This is a genomic window from Vagococcus lutrae, assembly GCF_023299185.1.
Lineage (GTDB): Bacteria > Bacillota > Bacilli > Lactobacillales > Vagococcaceae > Vagococcus_A > Vagococcus_A lutrae.
Genome location: NZ_CP097017.1, coordinates 431,667 through 454,130, shown reverse-complemented (window position 1 = coordinate 454,130; position 22,464 = coordinate 431,667). Strand labels below are relative to the sequence as shown.

21 protein-coding genes and 1 pseudogene are annotated in these 22,464 nt (G+C 35.3%); 18 read left to right on the top strand and 4 right to left on the bottom strand.

The annotated features are described in order from the left end of the window. Positions 1-63 precede the first annotated feature (63 nt). The 11 genes and pseudogenes from M2919_RS02155 (at position 64) to M2919_RS02105 (ending at position 11,833) form a co-directional block, all read left to right on the top strand. Positions 64-339, top strand: coding sequence for an HU family DNA-binding protein (locus tag M2919_RS02155; protein WP_023605535.1), 276 nt, complete (start codon positions 64-66; stop codon positions 337-339). Between the two features lie 141 nt (positions 340-480). Continuing rightward, positions 481-1,740 (top strand): tetratricopeptide repeat protein, encoded by a 1,260-nt coding sequence (locus M2919_RS02150; RefSeq protein WP_248849092.1) that lies wholly within the window; start codon positions 481-483, stop codon positions 1,738-1,740. Between the two features lie 21 nt (positions 1,741-1,761). Beyond that, complete coding sequence (locus M2919_RS02145) at positions 1,762-2,250, top strand: YpiB family protein (protein WP_248849091.1); 489 nt, start codon at positions 1,762-1,764, stop codon at positions 2,248-2,250. A gap of 156 nt (positions 2,251-2,406) precedes the next feature. Beyond that, a complete protein-coding gene (locus M2919_RS02140; protein WP_126761292.1) occupies positions 2,407-3,444 on the top strand; it encodes a sugar-binding transcriptional regulator in 1,038 nt (345 codons plus the stop codon). Positions 3,445-3,485: 41 nt separating this feature from the next. After that, positions 3,486-4,484: a type I glyceraldehyde-3-phosphate dehydrogenase gene (gene gap, locus M2919_RS02135; protein ID WP_126761290.1), complete on the top strand. Its 999-nt coding sequence runs from the start codon at positions 3,486-3,488 to the stop codon at positions 4,482-4,484. Between the two features lie 107 nt (positions 4,485-4,591). After that, positions 4,592-5,773, top strand: coding sequence for a phosphoglycerate kinase (locus tag M2919_RS02130; protein ID WP_126761288.1), 1,182 nt, complete (start codon positions 4,592-4,594; stop codon positions 5,771-5,773). 39 nt (positions 5,774-5,812) lie between these two features. After that, positions 5,813-6,568 carry a triose-phosphate isomerase gene (gene tpiA, locus M2919_RS02125; RefSeq protein ID WP_126761280.1) on the top strand — a complete coding sequence of 252 codons (756 nt, stop codon included), beginning with the start codon at positions 5,813-5,815 and terminating at the stop codon, positions 6,566-6,568. Then, positions 6,568-8,091 carry a 2,3-bisphosphoglycerate-independent phosphoglycerate mutase gene (gene gpmI, locus M2919_RS02120; RefSeq protein ID WP_202585697.1) on the top strand — a complete coding sequence of 508 codons (1,524 nt, stop codon included), beginning with the start codon at positions 6,568-6,570 and terminating at the stop codon, positions 8,089-8,091. Before tpiA ends, gpmI begins: the two co-directional genes overlap by 1 nt. Before the next feature lie 122 nt (positions 8,092-8,213). Beyond that, the gene (gene eno / locus M2919_RS02115; RefSeq protein WP_023605527.1) at positions 8,214-9,509 is read left to right on the top strand and encodes a phosphopyruvate hydratase; all 1,296 of its coding nucleotides are present in this window, start codon (positions 8,214-8,216) and stop codon (positions 9,507-9,509) included. A gap of 464 nt (positions 9,510-9,973) precedes the next feature. Next, positions 9,974-10,576 carry an SNIPE associated domain-containing protein gene (locus M2919_RS02110; protein ID WP_248849090.1) on the top strand — a complete coding sequence of 201 codons (603 nt, stop codon included), beginning with the start codon at positions 9,974-9,976 and terminating at the stop codon, positions 10,574-10,576. A gap of 85 nt (positions 10,577-10,661) precedes the next feature. After that, positions 10,662-11,833, top strand: a pseudogene (locus M2919_RS02105) (IS256-like element IS256 family transposase). 129 nt (positions 11,834-11,962) lie between these two features. Here M2919_RS02105 and M2919_RS02100 read toward each other — a convergent pair. The 3 genes from M2919_RS02100 to M2919_RS02090 are packed head-to-tail and all read right to left on the bottom strand — an operon-like array spanning position 11,963 to position 15,024. Further along, the gene (locus M2919_RS02100) at positions 11,963-13,402 is read right to left on the bottom strand and encodes a bifunctional aminoglycoside N-acetyltransferase AAC(6')-Ie/aminoglycoside O-phosphotransferase APH(2'')-Ia (RefSeq protein WP_001028144.1); all 1,440 of its coding nucleotides are present in this window, start codon (positions 13,400-13,402) and stop codon (positions 11,963-11,965) included. After that, the gene (locus tag M2919_RS02095) at positions 13,403-13,795 is read right to left on the bottom strand and encodes a GNAT family N-acetyltransferase (RefSeq protein ID WP_000393259.1); all 393 of its coding nucleotides are present in this window, start codon (positions 13,793-13,795) and stop codon (positions 13,403-13,405) included. It lies immediately after the preceding gene. Between the two features lie 56 nt (positions 13,796-13,851). Then, entirely contained in the window at positions 13,852-15,024 is a 1,173-nt protein-coding gene (locus M2919_RS02090) for an IS256-like element IS256 family transposase (protein ID WP_000195429.1), read from the bottom strand. Between the two features lie 62 nt (positions 15,025-15,086). Between M2919_RS02090 and M2919_RS02085 the strand changes: the two genes are divergently transcribed. The 3 genes from M2919_RS02085 to M2919_RS02075 all read left to right on the top strand — a co-directional run bounded on the left by M2919_RS02085 (position 15,087) and on the right by M2919_RS02075 (position 18,242). Further along, entirely contained in the window at positions 15,087-15,857 is a 771-nt protein-coding gene (locus tag M2919_RS02085; RefSeq protein ID WP_248849089.1) for a GIY-YIG nuclease family protein, read from the top strand. A gap of 433 nt (positions 15,858-16,290) precedes the next feature. Further along, positions 16,291-16,842, top strand: a complete 552-nt coding sequence (locus M2919_RS02080) for an RNA polymerase sigma factor (protein ID WP_248849088.1) — start codon at positions 16,291-16,293, stop codon at positions 16,840-16,842. Beyond that, positions 16,839-18,242: a DUF4179 domain-containing protein gene (locus M2919_RS02075; protein WP_248849087.1), complete on the top strand. Its 1,404-nt coding sequence runs from the start codon at positions 16,839-16,841 to the stop codon at positions 18,240-18,242. Before M2919_RS02080 ends, M2919_RS02075 begins: the two co-directional genes overlap by 4 nt. Positions 18,243-18,279: 37 nt before the next feature. On the opposite strand, the gene M2919_RS02070 is transcribed toward M2919_RS02075, so the two are convergent. Next, complete coding sequence (locus tag M2919_RS02070) at positions 18,280-18,906, bottom strand: carboxymuconolactone decarboxylase family protein (RefSeq protein ID WP_248849086.1); 627 nt, start codon at positions 18,904-18,906, stop codon at positions 18,280-18,282. A gap of 189 nt (positions 18,907-19,095) precedes the next feature. On the opposite strand from M2919_RS02070, the gene M2919_RS02065 reads away from it, so the two are divergent. The 4 genes from M2919_RS02065 to M2919_RS02050 all read left to right on the top strand — a co-directional run bounded on the left by M2919_RS02065 (position 19,096) and on the right by M2919_RS02050 (position 22,448). Continuing rightward, on the top strand, positions 19,096-19,446 hold the full coding sequence (locus M2919_RS02065) for a hypothetical protein (protein ID WP_248849085.1): 351 nt from the start codon (positions 19,096-19,098) through the stop codon (positions 19,444-19,446). A gap of 267 nt (positions 19,447-19,713) precedes the next feature. Then, positions 19,714-20,403 (top strand): hypothetical protein, encoded by a 690-nt coding sequence (locus M2919_RS02060; protein ID WP_248849084.1) that lies wholly within the window; start codon positions 19,714-19,716, stop codon positions 20,401-20,403. 172 nt (positions 20,404-20,575) lie between these two features. Beyond that, complete coding sequence (locus tag M2919_RS02055; protein ID WP_248849083.1) at positions 20,576-21,430, top strand: Cof-type HAD-IIB family hydrolase; 855 nt, start codon at positions 20,576-20,578, stop codon at positions 21,428-21,430. A gap of 331 nt (positions 21,431-21,761) precedes the next feature. Further along, positions 21,762-22,448: a coiled-coil domain-containing protein gene (locus M2919_RS02050; protein ID WP_248849082.1), complete on the top strand. Its 687-nt coding sequence runs from the start codon at positions 21,762-21,764 to the stop codon at positions 22,446-22,448. Positions 22,449-22,464 lie beyond the last annotated feature (16 nt).

The following is a 22,464-nucleotide window of genomic DNA, read 5'->3' as shown; positions in this document are numbered from 1 at the left end:
CGTAAGTTTGATGACTCAGATGTCCAAACACATCTTATCATTTTTCGGAGGTGAAATTGAAACATGGCAAACAAAGCAGAATTAATTGAAAAAGTAGTTGAGAAAACAGACTTAACGAAGAAAGACGCAACAGTTGCTGTTGATGCAGTCTTTTCATCTATTCAAGACTTTTTAGCTGATGGCGAAAAAGTACAAGTGATTGGTTTCGGTAACTTTGAAGTACGCGACCGTGCGGCTCGTAAAGGACGTAACCCACAAACAGGTGAAGAAATCAGCATCGCTGCAAGTAAAGTACCTGCATTTAAACCAGGTAAAGCACTTAAAGACGCTGTTAAATAATAAAAGATAGTTAAGACTAGTAAGTTGTAAAACTTGCTAGTCTTTTTATCTCGCTTTATGCTTATGAGAGTTGACTTTAGTTGCCAAAACAAAAGAAAATTGTCATAATCATGAATAGTGAAAGAAGAAAGGGTGCAAAACATGGCCGAATTTTATAGCATACAAGCACTTCAAGCAATCGAAGAAGGCGATTTAATTGAGTTTCAATTATTATTTGAAGAAGCGCTTATTAATGATCCAGATGAAGTAAAAGAACAACTTGCTTATCAGTTATTAGAGATTGGCTTTATTCAACAAGCTGAACAATTATTTGAACGCTTGTTAGAAGCGCATCCAACACAGCATCATTATCGTTTACCGTTAATTGACATTGCGATTGATAATGATGACATTGATCAAGCAGAGTATCACTTAGACCAGATACCTCAAGATGACGAAAGCTATCCAGGTTCATTATTAGCTGCAGCTGATTTATATATGACGTTAGGCTATCCAGAAGTAGCAGAGATTAAGCTGAAAGAAGCGCATGAGCTATTACCTACTAACGCGACGATTCAGTTTGCACTTGCTGAGTATTATTTCGACCAAGCTAACTATGAAGCAGCGATTCCTTATTACACTTATTTAGCAAAATTACGTTTACCAGAGTTTAAAGATTTGTTTGTTTTAGACCGATTAGGTATGTGTTATAGCTATGAAGGGGAGTTTGAAGAAGCGGTTGTCGTGTTAGAAGAAGCGCTAGAAGACGAGCGACGTGATGAAACATTGTATCAACTTGCTTTAGTTTATATTCAACTTGGACAGTTAGAAAAAGGCATTTCGTTATTAGAAGAAATTCGATTATTGGGAGAGTTGAGTGCGGGTGGTTATCTTGCGTTAGCAAGTGCCTATCTAGACGAAGAAGAGCGAGAAAAAGGTGAAGAAGTGATTTTAGAAGGGGTTAAACACTTCCCTTATAACAGTTCACTTTATCATTTAGCGTCTGATTTTTACTTCCAATATCACGATGAAGTTCATGCGGAAGAGTACTTGCGCCAAGTGATTTCTTTTGAAGAAGATAGTGAACTATCTAAAGTAAAATTAAGTTTCTTGTTATTGCGTCAAGAACGTTACGATGATGTGATTGAGATGTTAGCCGAGTTAGGAGAAGCTATGACAGCACAAGGTCATTGGAGCTTAGCTCAAGCCTATGTTGGAACGGAAGACTATCCTAAAGCCTTTAAGCACTATCAACTAGCGCTACCAGGTTTGGCAGAAGACCCAGAGTTTCTAAAAGAATATGCGTTATTCTTGCGTGAAGAAGGCGAAAACAAACTCGCGTATCATGTCTTGCTACGCTATTTACAATTAGTACCTGAAGATTTAGAAATGAACGACTTATTTGAACAGCTAAGAGAGTAAAGGGATGGGAACATGATAGGGATGAAACAAAAATGGTTGTGTGAAGTCGTAACGCAACATTCGTTACAAAATCGTGAAAGCTACTGGTTACTAACCTATCTTTTAGAACATGAAACTATTTTAAAAAACGTTCATTTTGTTGAGCGGTGTGCCGCAACACCTCGTGGACTTGAGATTAATTTGAATTCAGCGTATGAACCATTTGTCTTCTATAAAAATGGCCAAGCGTTTTTTGACTATCATCAAATTTTTCATGAAATACGTTTACATTGGCAAGACGACCTTTATGTAGAGATTAAACTCGAGCGACCATCCGAACATTTATATCACCTTGCCGTTCTTGAAGCTAATCCTTATATTGACTCAGAGGAAGAAGGAAAAGAGTGGGATGATTTTTTCCATGAACTTCATCGTGAAAGACAATGGCAAGTCGTCAACCGTGCATTAGACCAAGGGGATATTAAAACCTTTCAAAACGTACTAAGCCAGTTAGACGGTGCGCTTAACTAAAAATAAAGGCTCTGACTTGCCAACAAAATAAGAGAGTGTTATACTAAGACTATAGTGATGATTAAGAGTTTTAGTTCGCACTCTTTTTTTTACACTACATGGGTCGTAAAATGACTAGCTGGGTCATTTGTCGTCCAGCTAAGGAGTTTGATAGCAGTGGAGAAAGAACTTCAGCTTTTACAAACGATTGCACCGGACATCATGGATGTTGTCCAAGAACGTTTTACGATATTACGCCAGATTCATTGGATGGCGCCTGTCGGAAGACGAACTTTGGCTGAACGTTTACACATGTCTGAACGTGCGTTACGAACCGAAACCGATTTGTTACGACAGTTAAATTTGATTGACAGTTCTAAAAGTGGAATGACGCTTACCAAGCAAGGTGTAGATCTTGTGCGAGAGCTAGAAGATGTCATGTCCCAACTTTCTGGTATGAAGAAGATGGAGAAAGAGTTAGCCACACTTCTTAATATTGAAAAAGTCATTATCGTCGCTGGAGATAGCGATGTTGATGCGAAAGTATTTGAAAAGTTCGGTCAAGTGGTAACAGACTCACTTAAAATGTTATTACCCGATCGCGATAATATTATCGCTGTGATGGGAGGCACGACAATGGCAGCTGTTGCAAATCAGATGACGCCATTTTCAGAACACGTGCAAAATAATATTTTTGTACCTGCTCGAGGCGGTATTGGTGAGGCGGTTGATATACAGGCAAACTCTGTGAGTGAAATGATGGCAAATCGCACGGGTGGGACATCACGTCCGCTATATGTACCAGAGCGAGTCAGTCAAGAAACATATAACTCACTTTTACAAGAGCCTTTTGTTCATCAAGTATTAGACTTGATTAAAGAGGCGACGTGTGTGATTCATAGCATCGGTCGTGCCATGCATATGGCTAAACGACGAGGCATGTCTGCTCAGGAGCTGGAGATGCTAAAAGAAAAGCATGCGGTCAGTGAAGCTTTCGGATATTTTTTCAATGAAGAAGGCGAAATAGTTTATAAAATACCCAGAATAGGGTTACAATTAAAAGAGTTAGAGGAAGTACCTTATGTGCTTGCTGTAACTGGAGGTAGTCGCAAAGCAGAGGCGATTACATCTTATATGACACATGCTCCACATCAAACATGGTTAATCACCGATGAAGGAGCAGCTAATCAGATTTTAAAAGGGGTAACCCTTTAAAATAAAAAATTTTTTCGATTTTCTAAAGGAGGAAATCTAGCATGACAGTTAAAGTAGGTATTAATGGATTTGGACGTATTGGACGTTTAGCATTCCGCCGTATTCAAGAATTAGAAGGTATTGAAGTTGTAGCAATTAACGACTTAACAGATGCATCAACATTAGCACACTTGTTAAAATATGATACAACTCAAGGACGTTTCAATGGTGAAGTTGAAGTTCATGAAGGATTCTTCAACGTAAACGGTAAGGAAGTTAAAGTTCTTGCGAACCGTAATCCTGAAGAATTACCTTGGGGTGAATTAGGAGTTGAAATCGTATTAGAATGTACTGGTTTCTTCACTTCTAAAGAAGCTGCTGAAAAACACTTAACAGCTGGCGCTAAACGCGTTGTTATTTCTGCACCAGGTGGTAACGATGTACCAACAATCGTTTACAACACAAACCATGAAGTTTTAACAGGTGAAGAAACAGTTATTTCAGGTGCTTCATGTACAACAAACTGTTTAGCTCCAATGGCTAAAGCTTTACATGACAAATTTGGTGTTGTTGAAGGTATGATGACAACAATCCACGCTTACACAGGTGACCAAATGACATTAGATGGTCCTCATAAAGACTTACGTCGTGCACGTGCTGCTGCAGAAAACATTGTACCTAACACTACAGGTGCTGCTAAAGCAATCGGTTTAGTTATTCCAGAATTAAACGGTAAATTAGACGGAGCTGCACAACGTGTACCAGTAGCAACTGGTTCATTAACAGAATTATTCACAGTTTTAGAAACAAAAGTAACAGAAGAAGAAGTTAACGCTGCTATGAAAGAAGCTGCTAACGAATCTTACGGTTACAACGTAGACCCAATCGTATCTTCTGATATCGTTGGTATGACTTACGGTTCTTTATTTGACGCAACTCAAACAAAAGTTATGACAGTTGGCGACAAACAATTAGTTAAAACGGTAGCTTGGTATGATAACGAAATGTCATACACTGCTCAATTAATCCGTACATTAGAATACTTTGCAAAATTAGGTTAATTCAAACTTAATTAGATCAGTACTTAATATTCGAACGTAAAAAGCGGGGAAGCAAACGCGCTTCCTCGCTTTTCTATTTGGTATATTATAAAGGAGGCTTTCCCCCGATGACGAAACAAACAGTAAAAGACTTAGACTTAAAAGGTAAAAAAGTATTAGTGCGTGTGGACTTCAACGTTCCACTAAAAGATGGCGTTATTACAGATGACAACCGTATCGTAGCTGCATTACCTACAGTAAAATATATTGTAGAGCAAGGCGGCAAAGCGATTTTATTCTCTCACTTAGGCCGTGTAAAAACGGAAGAGGATAAAGAAGGTAAATCTTTAGCACCTGTTGCAAAACGTTTAGGCGAATTGTTAGAAAAAGACGTAACATTTGTACCTGAAACACGTGGTGAAAAATTAGAAGCTGCTATCGACGCAATGAACGAAGGCGATGTATTAGTCTTTGAAAACACACGTTTTGAAGATATCGATGGTAAAAAAGAAAGCAAAAACGATCCAGAACTAGGTAAATACTGGGCTTCTTTAGGTGATGTTTTTGTGAACGATGCTTTTGGTACAGCTCACCGTTCTCACGCATCTAATGTTGGTGTTTCTTCTAACTTACCTTCAGCAGCTGGTTTCTTAATGGAAAAAGAAATCAACTTTATCGGCGGTGCAGTAGACTCTCCAAAACGTCCATTTGTGGCGATTTTAGGTGGAGCAAAAGTATCAGATAAAATTGGTGTCATTGAAAATCTTTTAACAAAAGCAGATAAAATCTTAATCGGTGGCGGTATGGCGTATACCTTCATGCGTGCACAAGGTAAAGAAATTGGTAAATCACTTGTCGAAGAAGATAAAGTGGAGTTAGCAAAAGAATTACTTGAACGCGCTGACGGTAAAATCATCTTACCAATCGATTTTGGTGTCATTGAAGATTTTGAGAATATTCCTCCTGAATATGTATCAGAAATCCCAGCGAATAAAGAGTCATTAGATATCGGACCAAAAACAATTGAACTATTCCGCAATGAATTAGCTGGTGCTAAAACAGTTGTTTGGAATGGCCCAATGGGAGTTTTTGAAATGAGTAACTTTGCTAAAGGAACTATTGGCGTGTGTGAAGCCATTGCGAATTTAGAAGAGGCGACAACAATTATCGGTGGTGGCGACTCTGCAGCAGCAGCGATTCAATTAGGCTTTGCAGAAAAATTCTCACATATTTCAACAGGTGGTGGAGCTTCTCTAGAATATCTAGAAGGTAAAGCATTACCAGGTGTAGAAGCTATCTCAGATAAATAAAAACGAGAAATCGTTTCAAATTAGAAGGAGTGCATATACATGCGTAAACCAATTATTGCAGGAAACTGGAAGATGAATAAAACAATCAGCGAAGCATTAGACTTTGCTGAAGCAGTAAAAAACAAAGTACCTAGCCATGATAAAGTGGATGCGGTGATCGGTTCACCTGCTTTATTCTTACACGGTTTAGTAGAAGCAACAAAAGGAACAGACGTTCAAATTGCTGCTCAAAATAGCTACTTTGAAAACAGTGGTGCGTTCACAGGTGAAAACTCACCAGCAGCTTTAGCTGACATGGGCGTTGACTACGTTATTATCGGACATTCTGAGCGTCGTGAGTACTTCCACGAAACAGATGAAGATATTAACAAAAAAGCAAAAGCGATTATTGCTAATGGTATGACACCAATCGTTTGTTGTGGTGAAACATTAGAACAACGTGAAGCCGGCGAAACAAACGCTTGGGTTAGCGGACAAATCGAAGCTGCGCTTGACGGTTTAACAGCAGAGCAAGTAAGCAACTTAGTATTAGCTTACGAACCAATCTGGGCAATCGGAACAGGTAAATCATCAACAGCTAAAGATGCGAACGACACTTGTGGTGTAGTACGTGAAACAGTAGCGAAAAAATTTGGCGAAGAAACAGCTGAAAAAGTACGTATTCAATACGGTGGCAGTGTTAAACCTGAGAATATTAAAGAGTACATGGCTGAAGAACATATCGACGGTGCTTTAGTCGGTGGCGCAAGTTTAGAAGCAGATTCTTTCTTAGCATTATTGGAGGCAGTGAAGTAATGAGTAAATCACCCGTTGCGATTATTATTTTAGACGGTTACGGTAAACGCGATGAAACAGTCGGTAATGCCGTAGCACAAGCTAACACACCTAACTTTGATCGCTATTGGGAAACATTCCCACATAGTACATTAAAAGCAGCTGGTTTAGATGTGGGACTACCTGAGGGCCAAATGGGGAACTCAGAAGTTGGACATACTAATATTGGTGCAGGACGTATTGTTTATCAAAGTTTAACACGTATTGATAAAGCAATCACAGATGGCGAATTCCAAACAAATGATGTTTTAATCGAAGCGATGGACCATGCTATTAAAAATGATACGGCCCTTCACTTATTTGGTTTATTATCAGACGGCGGTGTTCACAGTCATCAAAACCATCTTTATGCCTTGTTGGAAACAGCTAAAGAAAAAGGCGTTAAAGAAACGTATGTTCATGCCTTCTTAGATGGACGTGACGTAGCACCCACTTCTGGCGCAGGTTTCATGCAAGAGTTAGTCGACAAAATGGCTGAACTTTCTTATGGTAAAGTTGCGACAGTTACTGGTCGTTTCTATGCTATGGACCGCGACAAACGTTGGGAACGTGTCGAAAAAGCGTATAATGCGTTAGTAAATGGGGAAGGTGTTAAAGCAACTGACCCAGTACAAGCGATTAAAGATTCTTACGCTAATGGCGTCAATGATGAGTTTGTTTTACCAATCGTAATTGAAGAAAACGGAGAGCCTGTTGCGACAGTTAAAGAGAATGACGCTGTGATTTTCTTCAACTTCCGTCCAGACCGCGCCATTCAATTATCAAATGCCTTTACAGATAAAGAGTGGGAGTTCTTCGCAAGAGAAAACCACCCTGTTGTCAAATTTGTAACGATGACTTTATATAACCCAAGTATTGACGCGAAAGTGGCATACCCACCAATCGAGCTTAAAAATGTACTTGGAGAAGTATTGTCAAACGCTGGTTTAAAACAACTACGTATTGCTGAAACAGAAAAATATCCGCACGTTACTTTCTTTATGAATGGCGGACGTAATGAAGAGTTTCCAGGAGAAAGTCGTATTTTAATCAACTCACCAAAAGTTGAAACTTACGATTTAAAACCTGAAATGAGTGCTTACGAAGTAACAGATGCATTAGTTGCAGATATTGAAGCGGATAAACATGATGCGATTATCTTAAACTTTGCAAACCCAGACATGGTTGGTCACTCTGGTATGTTAGAACCAACGATTAAAGCAATCGAAGCAGTGGATGAGAATCTAGGTCGTGTGGTAGATGCTATTTTAGCGAAAGACGGTTATGCTGTTATTTTCGCAGATCATGGAAACTCTGAAACAATGATGACACCAGAAGGTAAACCACATACAGCACATACAACGGTTCCGGTTCCTGTTATTGTAACGAAAAAAGACGTGACATTAAGAGAAGACGGTCGTTTAGCAGATGTGGCGCCAACAATGTTAGATTTATTAAATATTGAACAACCGGTTGAAATGACTGGTGAAAGTTTAATTAAGTAAAGGCTATTCATTGCATCTTTACTTAAAAAAACTTAAAATAGAGCTTGAGGAGTCATCCTCAGGCATAATAACCTTAACGAAAAATCACTGATTTTTCACAACAACAAAGGAGAGAAAAAAACATGTCAATTATTACAGACGTATACGCACGCGAAGTCTTAGACTCACGTGGTAACCCAACAATCGAAGTAGAAGTTTACACAGAAAGTGGTGCTTTTGGACGCGGTATGGTTCCTTCAGGTGCTTCAACTGGTGAATACGAAGCCGTTGAATTACGTGATGGCGACAAATCTCGTTACTTAGGTAAAGGGGTACAAAAAGCAGTTGACAATGTAAACAACGTAATTGCTGAAGCAATTATCGGCTTTGACGTTCGTGATCAAATGGCTATTGACCGTGCTATGATTGAATTAGACGGAACTCCAAACAAAGGTAAATTAGGCGCTAACGCTATTTTAGGTGTTTCTATCGCTGCTGCTCGTGCTGCTGCTGATTACTTAGAAATTCCTTTATACCACTACTTAGGCGGATTCAATACTAAAGTATTGCCAACACCTATGATGAACATCATTAACGGTGGTTCTCATGCTGATAACAGCGTAGACTTCCAAGAGTTCATGATTATGCCTGTAGGAGCGAAAACATTTAAAGAAGCTATCCGTATGGGTACTGAAGTATTCCATAGCTTAGCAGCTGTATTAAAATCTAAAGGCCACAGCACAGCTGTTGGTGATGAAGGTGGATTTGCACCTAACTTAGGTTCTAACGAAGAAGCTTTAGAAGTTATTATCGAAGCAATCGAAAAAGCTGGTTACAAACCAGGTTCTGACGTTCGTCTAGCAATGGACGTTGCTTCATCAGAATTCTACAATAAAGAAACAGGTCTTTATGACTTAGAATCTGAAGGACGTTCTTTAACTTCAGCTGAAATGGTTGCTTTATATGAAGAATTATGTGCAAAATACCCAATCATCTCTATTGAAGATGGTTTAGACGAAAACGACTGGGATGGTTTCAAACACTTAACAGAAGTTTTAGGCGAAAAAGTTCAATTAGTTGGTGACGACTTATTCGTTACAAACACTGAAAAATTAAAACGTGGTATCGAAGAAGGTATCTCAAACTCAATCTTAATCAAAGTTAACCAAATCGGTACTTTAACTGAAACATTTGAAGCGATTGAAATGGCTAAAGAAGCTGGCTACACAGCTGTTGTTTCTCACCGTTCAGGTGAAACAGAAGATGCTACAATTGCTGACATCGCTGTCGCAACTAACGCTGGTCAAATCAAAACTGGTTCTGCTAGCCGTACTGACCGTATTGCTAAATACAACCAATTATTACGTATTGAAGACCAATTAGGTGAAGTAGCTGAATACAAAGGTTTAGCTTCATTCTACAACTTAAAAAACAAATAATCCGTTAAACGGATCTTGATATTCTTTTGGAATTAAAACTATTCGGACGTAACGCCCTCTAAGTGATTAGAGGGTGTTTTTTTGTTGTTTTGTAATATGCTACATAAAAAAACTATAGAACTATCTGCAAGTGATTAATAATAATATCTTACTGGTATATGATAGTTGAAGAACAAATATAATTATAGTATATTTATATTTACTTAAATAAATACAGTTTATCGAAGTGCTAGTTATTATTTACTATCCAATTTTGGTATAATTACTAATAAAATGTTCATTTATATAAGGTTATTCTTTTTGTTTTTTATTGAAGAGGTTTCTTAAAAGTATTGATAATCAATCAATGCCCCTTTTTTTGTACTATGTTTTAAAGACCTCTAAAGCGTTGAATTCTAAGGGGCAGTATAATTAAGAGTTTACAATTTTCTGGTTTGAAAAAAATTAGTTTGAGAGGTGTTTATATGAGTTTTTTTGATTTTTTTAAGGTTAACGAATATAAAAAGGAGATAGAAGGATTAAAAGAGGACTTATCAAAGATAAAAAATAAGCAACTATCAATGGAACAAATGACTGTCTTAGAATTAAATGAAGAAATTTTAAAACAACAAAAAAGGTTGCAATCACTTGAGAATGAGATAGAGAAAAAAACATCTGAATATAAAGACATAGAAAGAACATTTATGAAAAAGCAAGAAGAAATAAGCACATTAAAAACAAAGTTTCTTGTTTTGGAAGATGATTTATTAATGGAGTCATATGGTCTTTATGTCCCTAAATATGATTTTGCAACATCTATGGGATACAAAGAAAAATTAAAGAATATTCGAACTGATCAAAAACAAATGATTAAAAATAAAAGTGCGGTCTCTTATTATGATAATTGGACAGTTAATGGGAGTAAAGCAAAAGGAAGGAAAATGACCAATGATAATATAAAACAAATTTTAAGGTCATTTAATAATGAATGTGAAGCAGCAATCAATAAAGTTAAATATAATAATATACAATCTATTGAAAAACGAATCATAAAATCATTTGAACAATTAAAGATAAAGTCCGTATAATTGTGTAAAAGTAAAAAGGCCATATAACAGTCCTTTTACGGTACAATGTTTTTAACGACAAAAACATACCCAGGAGGACTTTTACATGACCCAAGTACATTTTACACTGAAAAGCGAAGAGATTCAAAGCATTATTGAATATTCTGTAAAGGATGACGTTTCTAAAAATATTTTAACAACGGTATTTAATCAACTAATGGAAAATCAACGAACAGAATATATTCAAGCAAAAGAATATGAACGAACAGAAAACCGACAAAGTCAACGAAATGGCTATTATGAGCGCAGCTTTACGACACGTGTAGGCACGCTAGAATTAAAAGTACCCAGAACACGTGATGGCCATTTTTCACCCACAGTGTTTGAACGTTATCAACGAAACGAAAAAGCCCTCATGGCTTCAATGTTGGAAATGTATGTATCAGGCGTTTCAACTCGTAAAGTATCAAAAATTGTGGAAGAACTTTGTGGTAAATCCGTCTCTAAGTCCTTCGTTTCTAGCTTAACAGAACAGCTAGAACCTATGGTTAACGAGTGGCAGAATCGTTTATTATCAGAAAAAATTATCCTTACTTAATGACCGATGTACTCTATATAAAAGTACGAGAAGAAAATCGAGTACTCTCAAAAAGCTGTCATATAGCGATTGGAATAACCAAAGATGGCGACCGTGAAATTATCGGCTTCATGATTCAAAGTGGCGAAAGCGAAGAGACCTGGACAACATTTTTTGAATACCTAAAAGAACGCGGTTTACAAGGTACGGAACTCGTTATTTCTGATGCGCACAAAGGATTAGTCTCTGCCATTAGAAAATCCTTCACCAACGTAAGTTGGCAAAGATGCCAAGTTCACTTCCTAAGAAATATCTTTACCACCATTCCTAAAAAAAATTCAAAATCTTTCAGAGAAGCTGTTAAAGGAATTTTTAAGTTCACAGATATTAACTTAGCGCGTGAGGCTAAAAATCGATTGATTCATGATTATATCGATCAACCAAAATATTCAAAAGCTTGCGCATCATTGGATGATGGATTCGAAGACGCCTTTCAATATACCGTACAAGGAAATTCCCACAATCGACTAAAGAGTACCAATCTAATTGAACGACTGAATCAAGAAGTACGCAGAAGAGAAAAGATTATTCGCATCTTCCCCAATCAAACATCAGCCAATCGCTTAATTGGAGCCGTTCTTATGGACCTACATGATGAATGGATTTATTCTTCAAGAAAATACATCAATTTTGATAAGTAGAAATGGTAAAAACATTGTATAGCATTTTACACAGGAGTCTGGACTTGACTCACTTCCTTTATTATTTTTCATTTTTTTAAACTATTTAATACTAATGTCTTTTATAATAGCTTTTCATATATTATATAATCAATCTTTATAAGTCCTTTTATAAATTTCTTTTCTACCATTTTCGATAAATTCCTGTTTAATATTTTTAATTCCATAAACAATAGTTTCAATAGGATAATATTCTTCAACTATATCTTGATATTCTTTTGCTTTCTCAATATCTATATTTCCATACATTCTTAATATATCTTCTCCAAAATTTGTTCCTATTTCTTCTTCACTATCTTCAAGTAAGTATATAAAATCACAATATTCATCTATAATTCCAGAATCTCCAAAATCAATTATTCCAGTTAATCTATTATTGCCATCTAACAATAGATGATTACAACTAAAATCATTATGGCATAAACACTTTTTACCCTCAAAAACTGTTGTTGCATTTAGTCTTTCCATAAAACTTTCTATATAATCTTTTTCTATATCAGTTAAATCATTATAAATAGTTTCACGCAACAATATATACTCTTCTAATACATTTTGTTTATTATCAATAGTACATTCACTAATATCTGTATAATCTAAACCGTGCATTTGTCTTAAAAAACTGGCAATATCTCGTTTTAACAAATTTTGTTCTTCTTCTGACATAGTAGAATAAATTTCTGGTGTTAAAAAAGTTCCTTTAATTTCTTTATAACCTAGTATAGATAATTCATCACTAATATACGAATATTCAATATTAGGAATTTTTACATTAGTTTCTAAATTTGTATTTAAAAAATTATATATTGCTTTTTCTTTTGCATAACCTTTTTTCTTATTAGTACTAAATTTTGTTTTAAAAATGTATTCATTATTAACTAAATATGCCACACTATCATAACCACTACCGATTATTTCAATACTATCTACTTTGAAATTATCAAAGTAATGCTCAATTAAATATTTCATTGCCTTAACATTTGTGGCATTATCATCATATCTATATTCCATTAAATAACAATCTTCTTTTTTGCCCTCGTGTAATTCATGTTCTGGCAAATCTTCAATAATTCTAAAACCAGATTTTTGGTATGCCCTTATTGCTCTTGGATTATTTTTATGAGGGTCTAAAATAACTGCATTAGCATTTCTTTCTTTTTTCAAAAATTCAAAAATCAATTTAATATATCTTGTACCAATTCCTTTACTCCAATAATTTGGCTCTCCTATAAATTGATCCATACCATAGACTATCTCATCAGTTTTTGGATAATGATAATCAGTATATAACTCATCATACATTTTATATATTTGTCCATATCCAATAGGAACATTGTTATATTCAATAATTACTCTAAAAACTTCATCTTCCCAAGGCTCTGTATAATGTTTTTTTAATGATTCTAATGTATATTTTTTATCTCTACCACCATAAAATTCTAATACTCTTTCATCAGTTAACCATTTTAACATCAAAGGAAAATCATCATCTATTAAAGTTCTTATACATATTTCATTTTCAACTATATTCATTTATTTATCACCTTTTTCATAATCATATACATATACTATTTCATCTTTATAATCATTTTTACCACCTAATTTTTCATATACATGGCAAGCTCTAGGATTACCTTTATCAGTTATTAAAAACATTTCAGAACAACCAATCTCTTTAGAATATTCCTTAATAAAAGATAATAATTTTGAACCATAACCTTTGTCTTGATAGTTAGGTAACATTCCTATTGAGTGTAAATAAAACATTGTTTTTCCATCAGGTCTTAAAAGTGTATAGCAATATGCAAATCCTATAATTTTATTATTTTCTTTAGCTATAAACCCAAATGAACTGGTATCATTAAGAAATCCTTTTAAATTATCAATATCAAAAACCATATTATCATCAATTAAAACTTCTTCCATAAACTCAGTCAAGTCCAGACTCCTGTGTAAAATGCTATACAATGTTTTTACCATTTCTACTTATCAAAATTGATGTATTTTCTTGAAGAATAAATCCATTCATCATGTAGGTCCATAAGAACGGCTCCAATTAAGCGATTGGCTGATGTTTGATTGGGGAAGATGCGAATAATCTTTTCTCTTCTGCGTACTTCTTGATTCAGTCGTTCAATTAGATTGGTACTCTTTAGTCGATTGTGGGAATTTCCTTGTACGGTATATTGAAAGGCGTCTTCGAATCCATCATCCAATGATGCGCAAGCTTTTGAATATTTTGGTTGATCGATATAATCATGAATCAATCGATTTTTAGCCTCACGCGCTAAGTTAATATCTGTGAACTTAAAAATTCCTTTAACAGCTTCTCTGAAAGATTTTGAATTTTTTTTAGGAATGGTGGTAAAGATATTTCTTAGGAAGTGAACTTGGCATCTTTGCCAACTTACGTTGGTGAAGGATTTTCTAATGGCAGAGACTAATCCTTTGTGCGCATCAGAAATAACGAGTTCCGTACCTTGTAAACCGCGTTCTTTTAGGTATTCAAAAAATGTTGTCCAGGTCTCTTCGCTTTCGCCACTTTGAATCATGAAGCCGATAATTTCACGGTCGCCATCTTTGGTTATTCCAATCGCTATATGACAGCTTTTTGAGAGTACTCGATTTTCTTCTCGTACTTTTATATAGAGTACATCGGTCATTAAGTAAGGATAATTTTTTTCTGATAATAAACGATTCTGCCACTCGTTAACCATAGGTTCTAGCTGTTCTGTTAAGCTAGAAACGAAGGACTTAGAGACGGATTTACCACAAAGTTCTTCCACAATTTTTGATACTTTACGAGTTGAAACGCCTGATACATACATTTCCAACATTGAAGCCATGAGGGCTTTTTCGTTTCGTTGATAACGTTCAAACACTGTGGGTGAAAAATGGCCATCACGTGTTCTGGGTACTTTTAATTCTAGCGTGCCTACACGTGTCGTAAAGCTGCGCTCATAATAGCCATTTCGTTGACTTTGTCGGTTTTCTGTTCGTTCATATTCTTTTGCTTGAATATATTCTGTTCGTTGATTTTCCATTAGTTGATTAAATACCGTTGTTAAAATATTTTTAGAAACGTCATCCTTTACAGAATATTCAATAATGCTTTGAATCTCTTCGCTTTTCAGTGTAAAATGTACTTGGGTCATGTAAAAGTCCTCCTGGGTATGTTTTTGTCGTTAAAAACATTGTACCGTAAAAGGACTGTTATATGGCCTTTTTACTTTTACACAATTATACGGACTTTATCCAATTAAATAAACTTAATAGTTCAAATCGACTATCTATTAGTGAGATGTATTTAGATTTAAAACTTAGTGAATTGTATTTGGCTTATGAATATGAAAGAAAAAAACAAGATGAAAAAGAAGCCCTAAGAGAACAACGTGAACGTGAAAGGGAAGAGAAAGCATTACAAAAAGAAATTCAAAGCAAAAAGAAAATAATTGATAAAGACATTAAACATTATCAGAATTTAATTAATGAATTAAAGAAAAAGATGAATGAGTTAACTTCGGAGGAAGAAAGAGACTCAATAGAGCAACAAATTATTGATTTAAATGTAAAAGTAAACGAAAGAGAAGAAGAAAAAAAAGAATTAGATTATAGAACTGCCCATGCATCAGCTGGTTATGTGTATATTATTAGTAATATTGGAGCTTTCGGTGATGATGTGGTGAAAATTGGAGTAACTAAAAGAATTGATCCACTAGAAAGAATCAATGAGTTAAGTAGTGCTTCGGTACCGTTTAAATTTGATGTACATGCTTTGATATTTAGTTACGATGCATACAAGCTAGAAACAGAATTGCATCAGTACTTTGATTCTTATAGAATAAATAAAGTGAATAATCGTAAAGAGTTCTTTAAGGTTCCGATTTCTAAGATAGAAGAAAAATTGTCTGAATATGGAGAGCTAACAATTGATTTTAAAGCAAACGTGGATGCAGAGGAGTATAGGGAGTCGCTTCTATTAAAATAATTTAGCATAAATGAAACAAGAGTTATATCCAATTTAATGAAAGCGCAAATTAGTAATAATGAGAATATAGAAAAAATAATTGAAGCTAAAAGGGAATTTTTTTGCACACAATAACTGTTTATTACTATCTTTAACATAATCTACATAATTTATATAAATGTTTATCAAATCAGTCTAATAATTCTAGATGAAATCAAGCGATAAATAGAACAAAGTAAGTGTAGCGCCCCCTAATAGACTATGTATTGGGAGCACTACACTTTTTTTCGTACTCTTTTAAGAAACCCTGTTTGGATCGATTTTTTCTATCATCGGTATATTTTGGTTGAAAAAATGACACAATGAATGTTAACGACAAAAATATCCAAGTTTTTTTAGGAAATATCAAAGACTAATTGTACTGTATGTGAGACCGTAAAAAGGAGGGAAGCGCATGACAGATGAAGAATACTTGACAGCCTTGCTTAATCGAGATGAAGAGGCGCTCGATCAGTTAATGACGCAGTATAGTCGCTTGCTTTGGTTAATCGCCACAAAATATCTTTCTGACGTGTCATCGAACACAGAAGACATCGAAGAGGTTGTGAGTGATGTTTATTTAAGGCTTTGGCGTCATCCAGAAGGGTTCAATCCTGCGCGAGGTAGTTTAAAGACGTATTTAGCTGTTCTGACACGAAGTATGGCGCTAAATAAGCGAAAAGCACTGACAAAACGCATTTTTAACGCTCTTGAAGATGATATGTTGGATAGAGAGCCATTATTGGAAGCATCGTTTGATATGGATTGGGAGGCTTTTTATGAGGCTGTGATGACATTAGATCCAGTGACGAGAGAAATTATTATTCAGCGTTATTTCTTTGATAGACAGCCGCGTGAAATTCAAGCATTGACAGGATATGAAGCTAAGTATATTGATAACCAGTTGTATCACGGAAAGAGAAAACTCGCACGTCATTTTAAAGAGTTGGGAGGAGAAATAGGATGAAGCATATTGATAAAGAACCATTTGAATCATTATCCGAAGAGCAATTAAAAGAAATGGAACAATTTATTGAAGAACCATTGACAGATGAACGTATGATGACGATTAAAAACCGCGTGAAACGTGAAATTGAAAATGAAAATAATGAAAAAAAAGAGAAGGTTGTGCCAATGAAAAAACGAGGAAATAAGCGGTATATGTGGGTCGCCGCAGCAAGTCTCATGTTATTAGTAGGATTTGGTATGCGTGATGAAATAAAAATTGCTTATCAACGTGCGTTTGGCACAGAAGGAGAGCAACTATTAAAACAAGTTGATTCTTTAGATGAAGTTGCAGAAGACCAAGGATTACGGCTAACCGCCAAAAATTCGTTTAAAGATGGTGATACGACCTATGTTATGATGACTTTACAGGACCTGGAAGGTGATCGTCTTGCGAAAGATACGCAAATCGACGCATGGGAAATGTTGAATGGTGGGAATACACGTGTCGTTGATTATAATGAAAAGACGAAGACAGCTGTTTTATTAACCTCGGCTATTAGTTGGAAGGAGCATGAAAACCAAGGCTTTTTATTACGTCGATTTAAAAGTCATGAACAAGAGAGTACTAACCAAGTCGCATTGGATTGGGATAAGCTGATACAACCACAACCAGAATGGGAAAAGCTAAAAGTATCAGACGGTATAGGTGGAGGGTATCGTTCAGAAGCACTTGATGCTCATAAGCTAGACTTTGATGAGCTAGCTAGTCAAAACTTAAAACCAGGCGTTCTGAATCAGCCTTTGGATGAAACAGAACAAATTATTTTAGAGAACGCGGCGTATAAAGATGGCTTACTACATTTACTCGTACGTTACCCTAATGATTTTCAACATGATTACTTAGACGTTTCATTAAATAACGAGGGAAAAGCGATAGAAAGTATTGCTAGTTTCAATGCTGGAAGAGGAACACATCGAAATGAAACGGGTAGGACGGATTTTATCGAATTTGTGTTTGATGTCAAAGAAGACACTCTTAAAAAGGCCCAGTTATCAGTAGAAACACGTTCAATGAAAGAGGTAGTAGAAGGAAACTGGGCGATTCGTTTAGCTGAGCCAACGGCGTTAAAAAAACAAGAGTTAAGCGATGTGGCATTAACCAGTCATACTCAGTTTACAAAATTATCTTTTTCAGGCTTATCCTTAACCGGCATGTTAACATCTGATACGGCTGAAGAGATACCTGTTGAATTGATCGCTGTGTTAAAAGATGGCAGTAAAAAGACGCTGATTGCTGAAGAAGATCAAGTAGTGTTAAATTCAGAAGATGCTGATCAATCACTCATGTTTAATTATATTTCTTTGGAAGAAGTTCAAACGTTGTATTTAAATGGCAAAGAACTTCCTTTATCAGATTAAACTAAAAGTCGCTTAAATTTCTTTAAGCGACTTTTTTTTATGCGTTTTTTTCTTTATCTAAACAAACAAATGTAGCTTTAGGTTGTTTTGTTAATGAAGCAAGGAGAGAATGAACGAGTGCAATAGGCAGGAAAAGAAGAGCTGCCACCAACATTCCCCACTCGTATGCTAGTGTTGTTCGCTCGTCTTTTTTGAAGATGGGGCGTTTGGAAATGCGTGAAAAAAGTGACCCAATAGGGATACCAAAAGTATTCCCCATCATAATCACTTGAACAGAGGCTAAGATTGCTTCGGCTTGTTTTTCTCCATATAGTGTGATTAAGTGTTCCCATGCTTTTTCTGACACAGCACCACGTTGATCTGCGACGTGTTGAGCGAATAAAATGGCTGCTTGTTCATGCTCAGGTGTATCATCCATTTCACCACCTAAGAGTTGGCTAATTTCGGTTTGATTCATACCGGATTCTAGTGCTAAGGTGGTATGTCCATACGAACAAAGATTGCAGCCATTAACTTCTGTAACAGCTAACATAATACGTGAATTAAAATGTTCCGATAATAATCCGCTTTTTCTCGCTTTTTGGAGAGTTGGCATATTTCGTAAAGCATAGTAAAGGGTTCGATATGCTTCTGAGAACGTTGCAAGTGACTTTTGTTTTAACATTGTGAAATTGGCACCTTTCTTTCATCTTATTAATATCTCTATCATAGCTGAAATAACAATGATTTGGAATTTTTAAGTTCTAGAATAAGCTACGTTTCACTAAGATTTTAACAAACCATCTTTTAAAAAGCAGGATAATCGCTCGGACAAGTGGGATTTGATAAAATAGAGATAAGAGGTGGCGAGACTATGAAGAAGATGAAAACGAAACTAACCGATATCTACGTCCCAAGTTTTATGAAGTTTGATAAATGTTGTATAGATGATGCCAGTGATATTCAGACTATGAAGCGATTAGCTGTTGAGCAGGAGAAACTAGTAGACTTTACTCAATTAGTTAAAAAAACACGACTTCATGATGAATGGACGAGCCATCGTCACGACTCAGCAATGATTGTTTGGATTGGTGAAGTACCATATGATTTAGAAGGCTATCATCATTTGTATGAAATCGCGCTCATGCTTAAACACAATGGACTGTGGCAAGATTTTTCAACCTTTGATTGTGATAAACGTGATGGCGAGCTATCTTTAAACTGAATAATTAAAACTTCGCTTATACTTATAGCGAAGTTTTTTGATATATAAATCAAAAAAACGCCTTCTCAATGATATATCTAGTTTGGCATAATCGCCCTAAATTATTATTGTTATCGAATTGAAAATAATCTCATGATAAAGATAACTAAATTAAAAATGATAAAAGTTATTATTTTTAGGTTTGCGGTTATATCTACAAATAAATAAAGTGTAAGGGTTTACAAACCGTGATAAATTGTGTTTATTAAAACATTAGGAGGAAGTATCATGAAAAAGTCAAAAAAAGGATTAATCGCTTTACTAGCAACTTTAGTTATTGGATTTGCAGGGGTCGGAATCGCATCTGAGTTTATTAATTGGGGTGGAGAAGATAATATTGATGCTATTTATCAAGCCGTAGATGATTTAGATAGTCAATTAACACTTCGTAAACGTGATCTGAAAAAAGCTGAAGGTGAAGTAAAAAGTGCGAAAGACAAATTAAATGAAGCGATTAGTGAAAAAGAAGTTGCCGCTAATGATTTACAAGTGTTAAATCAAGAATTACAAGAAAAGCTTGTCGAAATTGAGATAATCAATGTCGACTTGGATGCTACCAAAAATCAAGTAACTGAGAGAGATGCTATCATTTCTGACAAAGAGAAGAAGGTAGAACGTCAAGCTGAATTATTACAGCAATATGCCGACGCTCTAGAAGATACAAGTGAGAAAGTAAATATTTTAGATGAAAGAATTAAGAACTATATGAAGGAAGTAGATAATAAAGAACTTGCATTGAAACAGAGTCAAGCAGAAGTTTCACAATTAACAGCTGAAAAAGAAGCATTATTAAATGAAAATCAAGCATTAAAAGCATCTCAAACGGACACTGAAGCTAAGTTAGAAAAAGCGTTAAATGATGTTGATATGTTAAGAAAGCATGTCGAGAATAAAGTCATCGAACAAGCAAACGAATAATTAAACATATATGAAGACAACGTATACCCACTGCGTTGTCTTTTTTGATAGATTTTTTCAATTCTAACTGAAAAAAATGACGAATAGGAAAAACTTTATCAGAATTGATGGGATAATACACTACTTGCTGCTTTTTGGTTATAATAGAAGTATCTTAAAATGAGGTGAAGAGATGAAAATAAAAGCAATCGTTTTAGATATTGATGGAACGTTATTAACCGATGATAGGCAAATAAGTGACGCGACCATTACGTCCTTACGTCAACAACAAGAAAAAGGAGTCAAGGTAATTTTAGCTTCAGGAAGACCGACTTCTGGTATGATGCCGTTTATTAAAGCGTTAGAGCTCGATCGTTTTGGTGGCTACTTAGTTTCGTATAATGGCGCAAGTGTCTATGCGTGTCGTGAACAAGAAGAGATATTTATTCAAGCGCTTCCGATTTCAACAAGTCAGCAAATATTAGAGCATTTAAAACAATTTGATTTAATCCCAATGATTGCTCACGATGACTATTTATATGTCAACGATGTTTATAATGGAATGTTGTCGCTTGAAAATGGTCCTTTCAATATTATTGAGTATGAGGCAAGAGGCGGCCGGTTTAAATTATGTGAGAAACATGATTTAGCAGCGTTTGCTACGATGCCACTTCATAAAATTTTAGTAGCTGGTCAACCGGACTACATTCAAGGATTAGAAAAAGAATTACGAGAACCTTTTGGTGATACGGTTACTGCCAGCTATTCTGCGCCGTTTTATTTTGAATATACTGATAAAGGTGTTGATAAAGCTCAAACATTAGCTAAGGTATTTCAGCCAATGGGGATCTTGCCTGAAAATATCGTAGCGTTTGGCGATGGGCATAATGATTTAACTATGATTCAATACGCCAAGTATGGTATTGCAATGGGAAATGCTGTTCCTGAATTAAAGGAAAATGCCTATGCCATAACTAAAAGTAATAATGATGATGGAATTGCCATTTTCTTAAATGAAGGGCTGAATAATATCAAATCACTAAACTAAGAAAAGCCTTTCTATTGCCATATTTAATACGTCGTATTATTAGATTCTCTCAAATTCAAATATTTTTTTCACAAATACTATGATGCCGAATTATACAATACTATACCTATTAATTAATAAATAAACGATAGTAAAGCTTGATTTATCAAAACGTTATCCGATTTACTAAATAAAATAATTGTTCAACGTTTAATAAAGAAAAGCGTTTTTGTTTGTGAATAAAAAGTTATCAAACATTGCATATCGTTATGTAATTTTAAAATTTGTTATTATTATTTTTTGTGTTAAAGTTTCCTTACTAAAGAAACAATTTAATGGAGGAAACATTAACATGAAAAAGAGAATTTTTGTAGGATTAGTAATACTTTTAAGTAGTTTTGGCACGATGAGTTTGGCATCACAACTACTTAAATGGGGTGGAGAAGAGGATGTAGCTGCGATCCACGAAGCGATAGTTGACTTAGATAGCAAATTATCAAACAAAGAAACACAATTGCTTTCAACAAAAGATTCAATGTCCCAATTGACACAAACGTTAAACGCCACTCAAGTTGACTATCAAACCGCTCAAAGTCAATATCAAGCCCTATTAGCAGAGAAAGAAAATCAAACCGATGAGTTAAAATGGTTGGAATCTGAAACTGCTAGACTCCAGTCTGAGAAAGATACAGATACACATGAACTAGCAAGCTTGAGAGAAAAAATGGAACGTCGTCGTATCGAAGCGATGGACCGAGAAAATGTTTTAGCTGAACAGTTGGCACATGCTAACGAAGCTATATTAACTATAGAAGAGGATATAAAAGGCTATCATAGTACAATTGAAACGTTAGAGAAAGAAAGCAAAGCATTATCAGACGAAATTGCACAAGTAAAAAATGAAAAACTAGCTTTAGTACAAGAAAATCAGCAGTTAAAAACAGCTAAAAGCGATAGCGATGAAAAGTTAGCGGAAGCATTGCGTGAAATTAAAGAATTACGTGCGTTTGCAGAAGAAACTGTTGATAAACATGAATAAAAAATACCACAGATTG

What these genes read in the sequence shown, in the direction of transcription:
- M2919_RS02150 (WP_248849092.1), top strand. Translation starts at nt 481, where the DNA reads ATGGCCGAATTTTATAGCATACAAGCACTTCAAGCAATCGAAGAAGGC.
- M2919_RS02055 (WP_248849083.1), top strand. Translation starts at nt 20,576, where the DNA reads ATGAAAATAAAAGCAATCGTTTTAGATATTGATGGAACGTTATTAACC.
- tpiA (WP_126761280.1), top strand. Translation starts at nt 5,813, where the DNA reads ATGCGTAAACCAATTATTGCAGGAAACTGGAAGATGAATAAAACAATC.
- gap (WP_126761290.1), top strand. Translation starts at nt 3,486, where the DNA reads ATGACAGTTAAAGTAGGTATTAATGGATTTGGACGTATTGGACGTTTA.
- M2919_RS02065 (WP_248849085.1), top strand. Translation starts at nt 19,096, where the DNA reads ATGAAGAAGATGAAAACGAAACTAACCGATATCTACGTCCCAAGTTTT.
- M2919_RS02095 (WP_000393259.1), bottom strand. Translation starts at nt 13,795, where the DNA reads ATGGAAGAAGTTTTAATTGATGATAATATGGTTTTTGATATTGATAAT.
- gpmI (WP_202585697.1), top strand. Translation starts at nt 6,568, where the DNA reads ATGAGTAAATCACCCGTTGCGATTATTATTTTAGACGGTTACGGTAAA.
- M2919_RS02100 (WP_001028144.1), bottom strand. Translation starts at nt 13,402, where the DNA reads ATGAATATAGTTGAAAATGAAATATGTATAAGAACTTTAATAGATGAT.
- M2919_RS02145 (WP_248849091.1), top strand. Translation starts at nt 1,762, where the DNA reads ATGAAACAAAAATGGTTGTGTGAAGTCGTAACGCAACATTCGTTACAA.
- M2919_RS02070 (WP_248849086.1), bottom strand. Translation starts at nt 18,906, where the DNA reads ATGTTAAAACAAAAGTCACTTGCAACGTTCTCAGAAGCATATCGAACC.
- M2919_RS02075 (WP_248849087.1), top strand. Translation starts at nt 16,839, where the DNA reads ATGAAGCATATTGATAAAGAACCATTTGAATCATTATCCGAAGAGCAA.
- M2919_RS02085 (WP_248849089.1), top strand. Translation starts at nt 15,087, where the DNA reads ATGGCCTTTTTACTTTTACACAATTATACGGACTTTATCCAATTAAAT.
- M2919_RS02080 (WP_248849088.1), top strand. Translation starts at nt 16,291, where the DNA reads ATGACAGATGAAGAATACTTGACAGCCTTGCTTAATCGAGATGAAGAG.
- M2919_RS02050 (WP_248849082.1), top strand. Translation starts at nt 21,762, where the DNA reads ATGAAAAAGAGAATTTTTGTAGGATTAGTAATACTTTTAAGTAGTTTT.
- eno (WP_023605527.1), top strand. Translation starts at nt 8,214, where the DNA reads ATGTCAATTATTACAGACGTATACGCACGCGAAGTCTTAGACTCACGT.
- M2919_RS02110 (WP_248849090.1), top strand. Translation starts at nt 9,974, where the DNA reads ATGAGTTTTTTTGATTTTTTTAAGGTTAACGAATATAAAAAGGAGATA.
- M2919_RS02090 (WP_000195429.1), bottom strand. Translation starts at nt 15,024, where the DNA reads ATGACCCAAGTACATTTTACACTGAAAAGCGAAGAGATTCAAAGCATT.
- M2919_RS02155 (WP_023605535.1), top strand. Translation starts at nt 64, where the DNA reads ATGGCAAACAAAGCAGAATTAATTGAAAAAGTAGTTGAGAAAACAGAC.
- M2919_RS02060 (WP_248849084.1), top strand. Translation starts at nt 19,714, where the DNA reads ATGAAAAAGTCAAAAAAAGGATTAATCGCTTTACTAGCAACTTTAGTT.
- M2919_RS02130 (WP_126761288.1), top strand. Translation starts at nt 4,592, where the DNA reads ATGACGAAACAAACAGTAAAAGACTTAGACTTAAAAGGTAAAAAAGTA.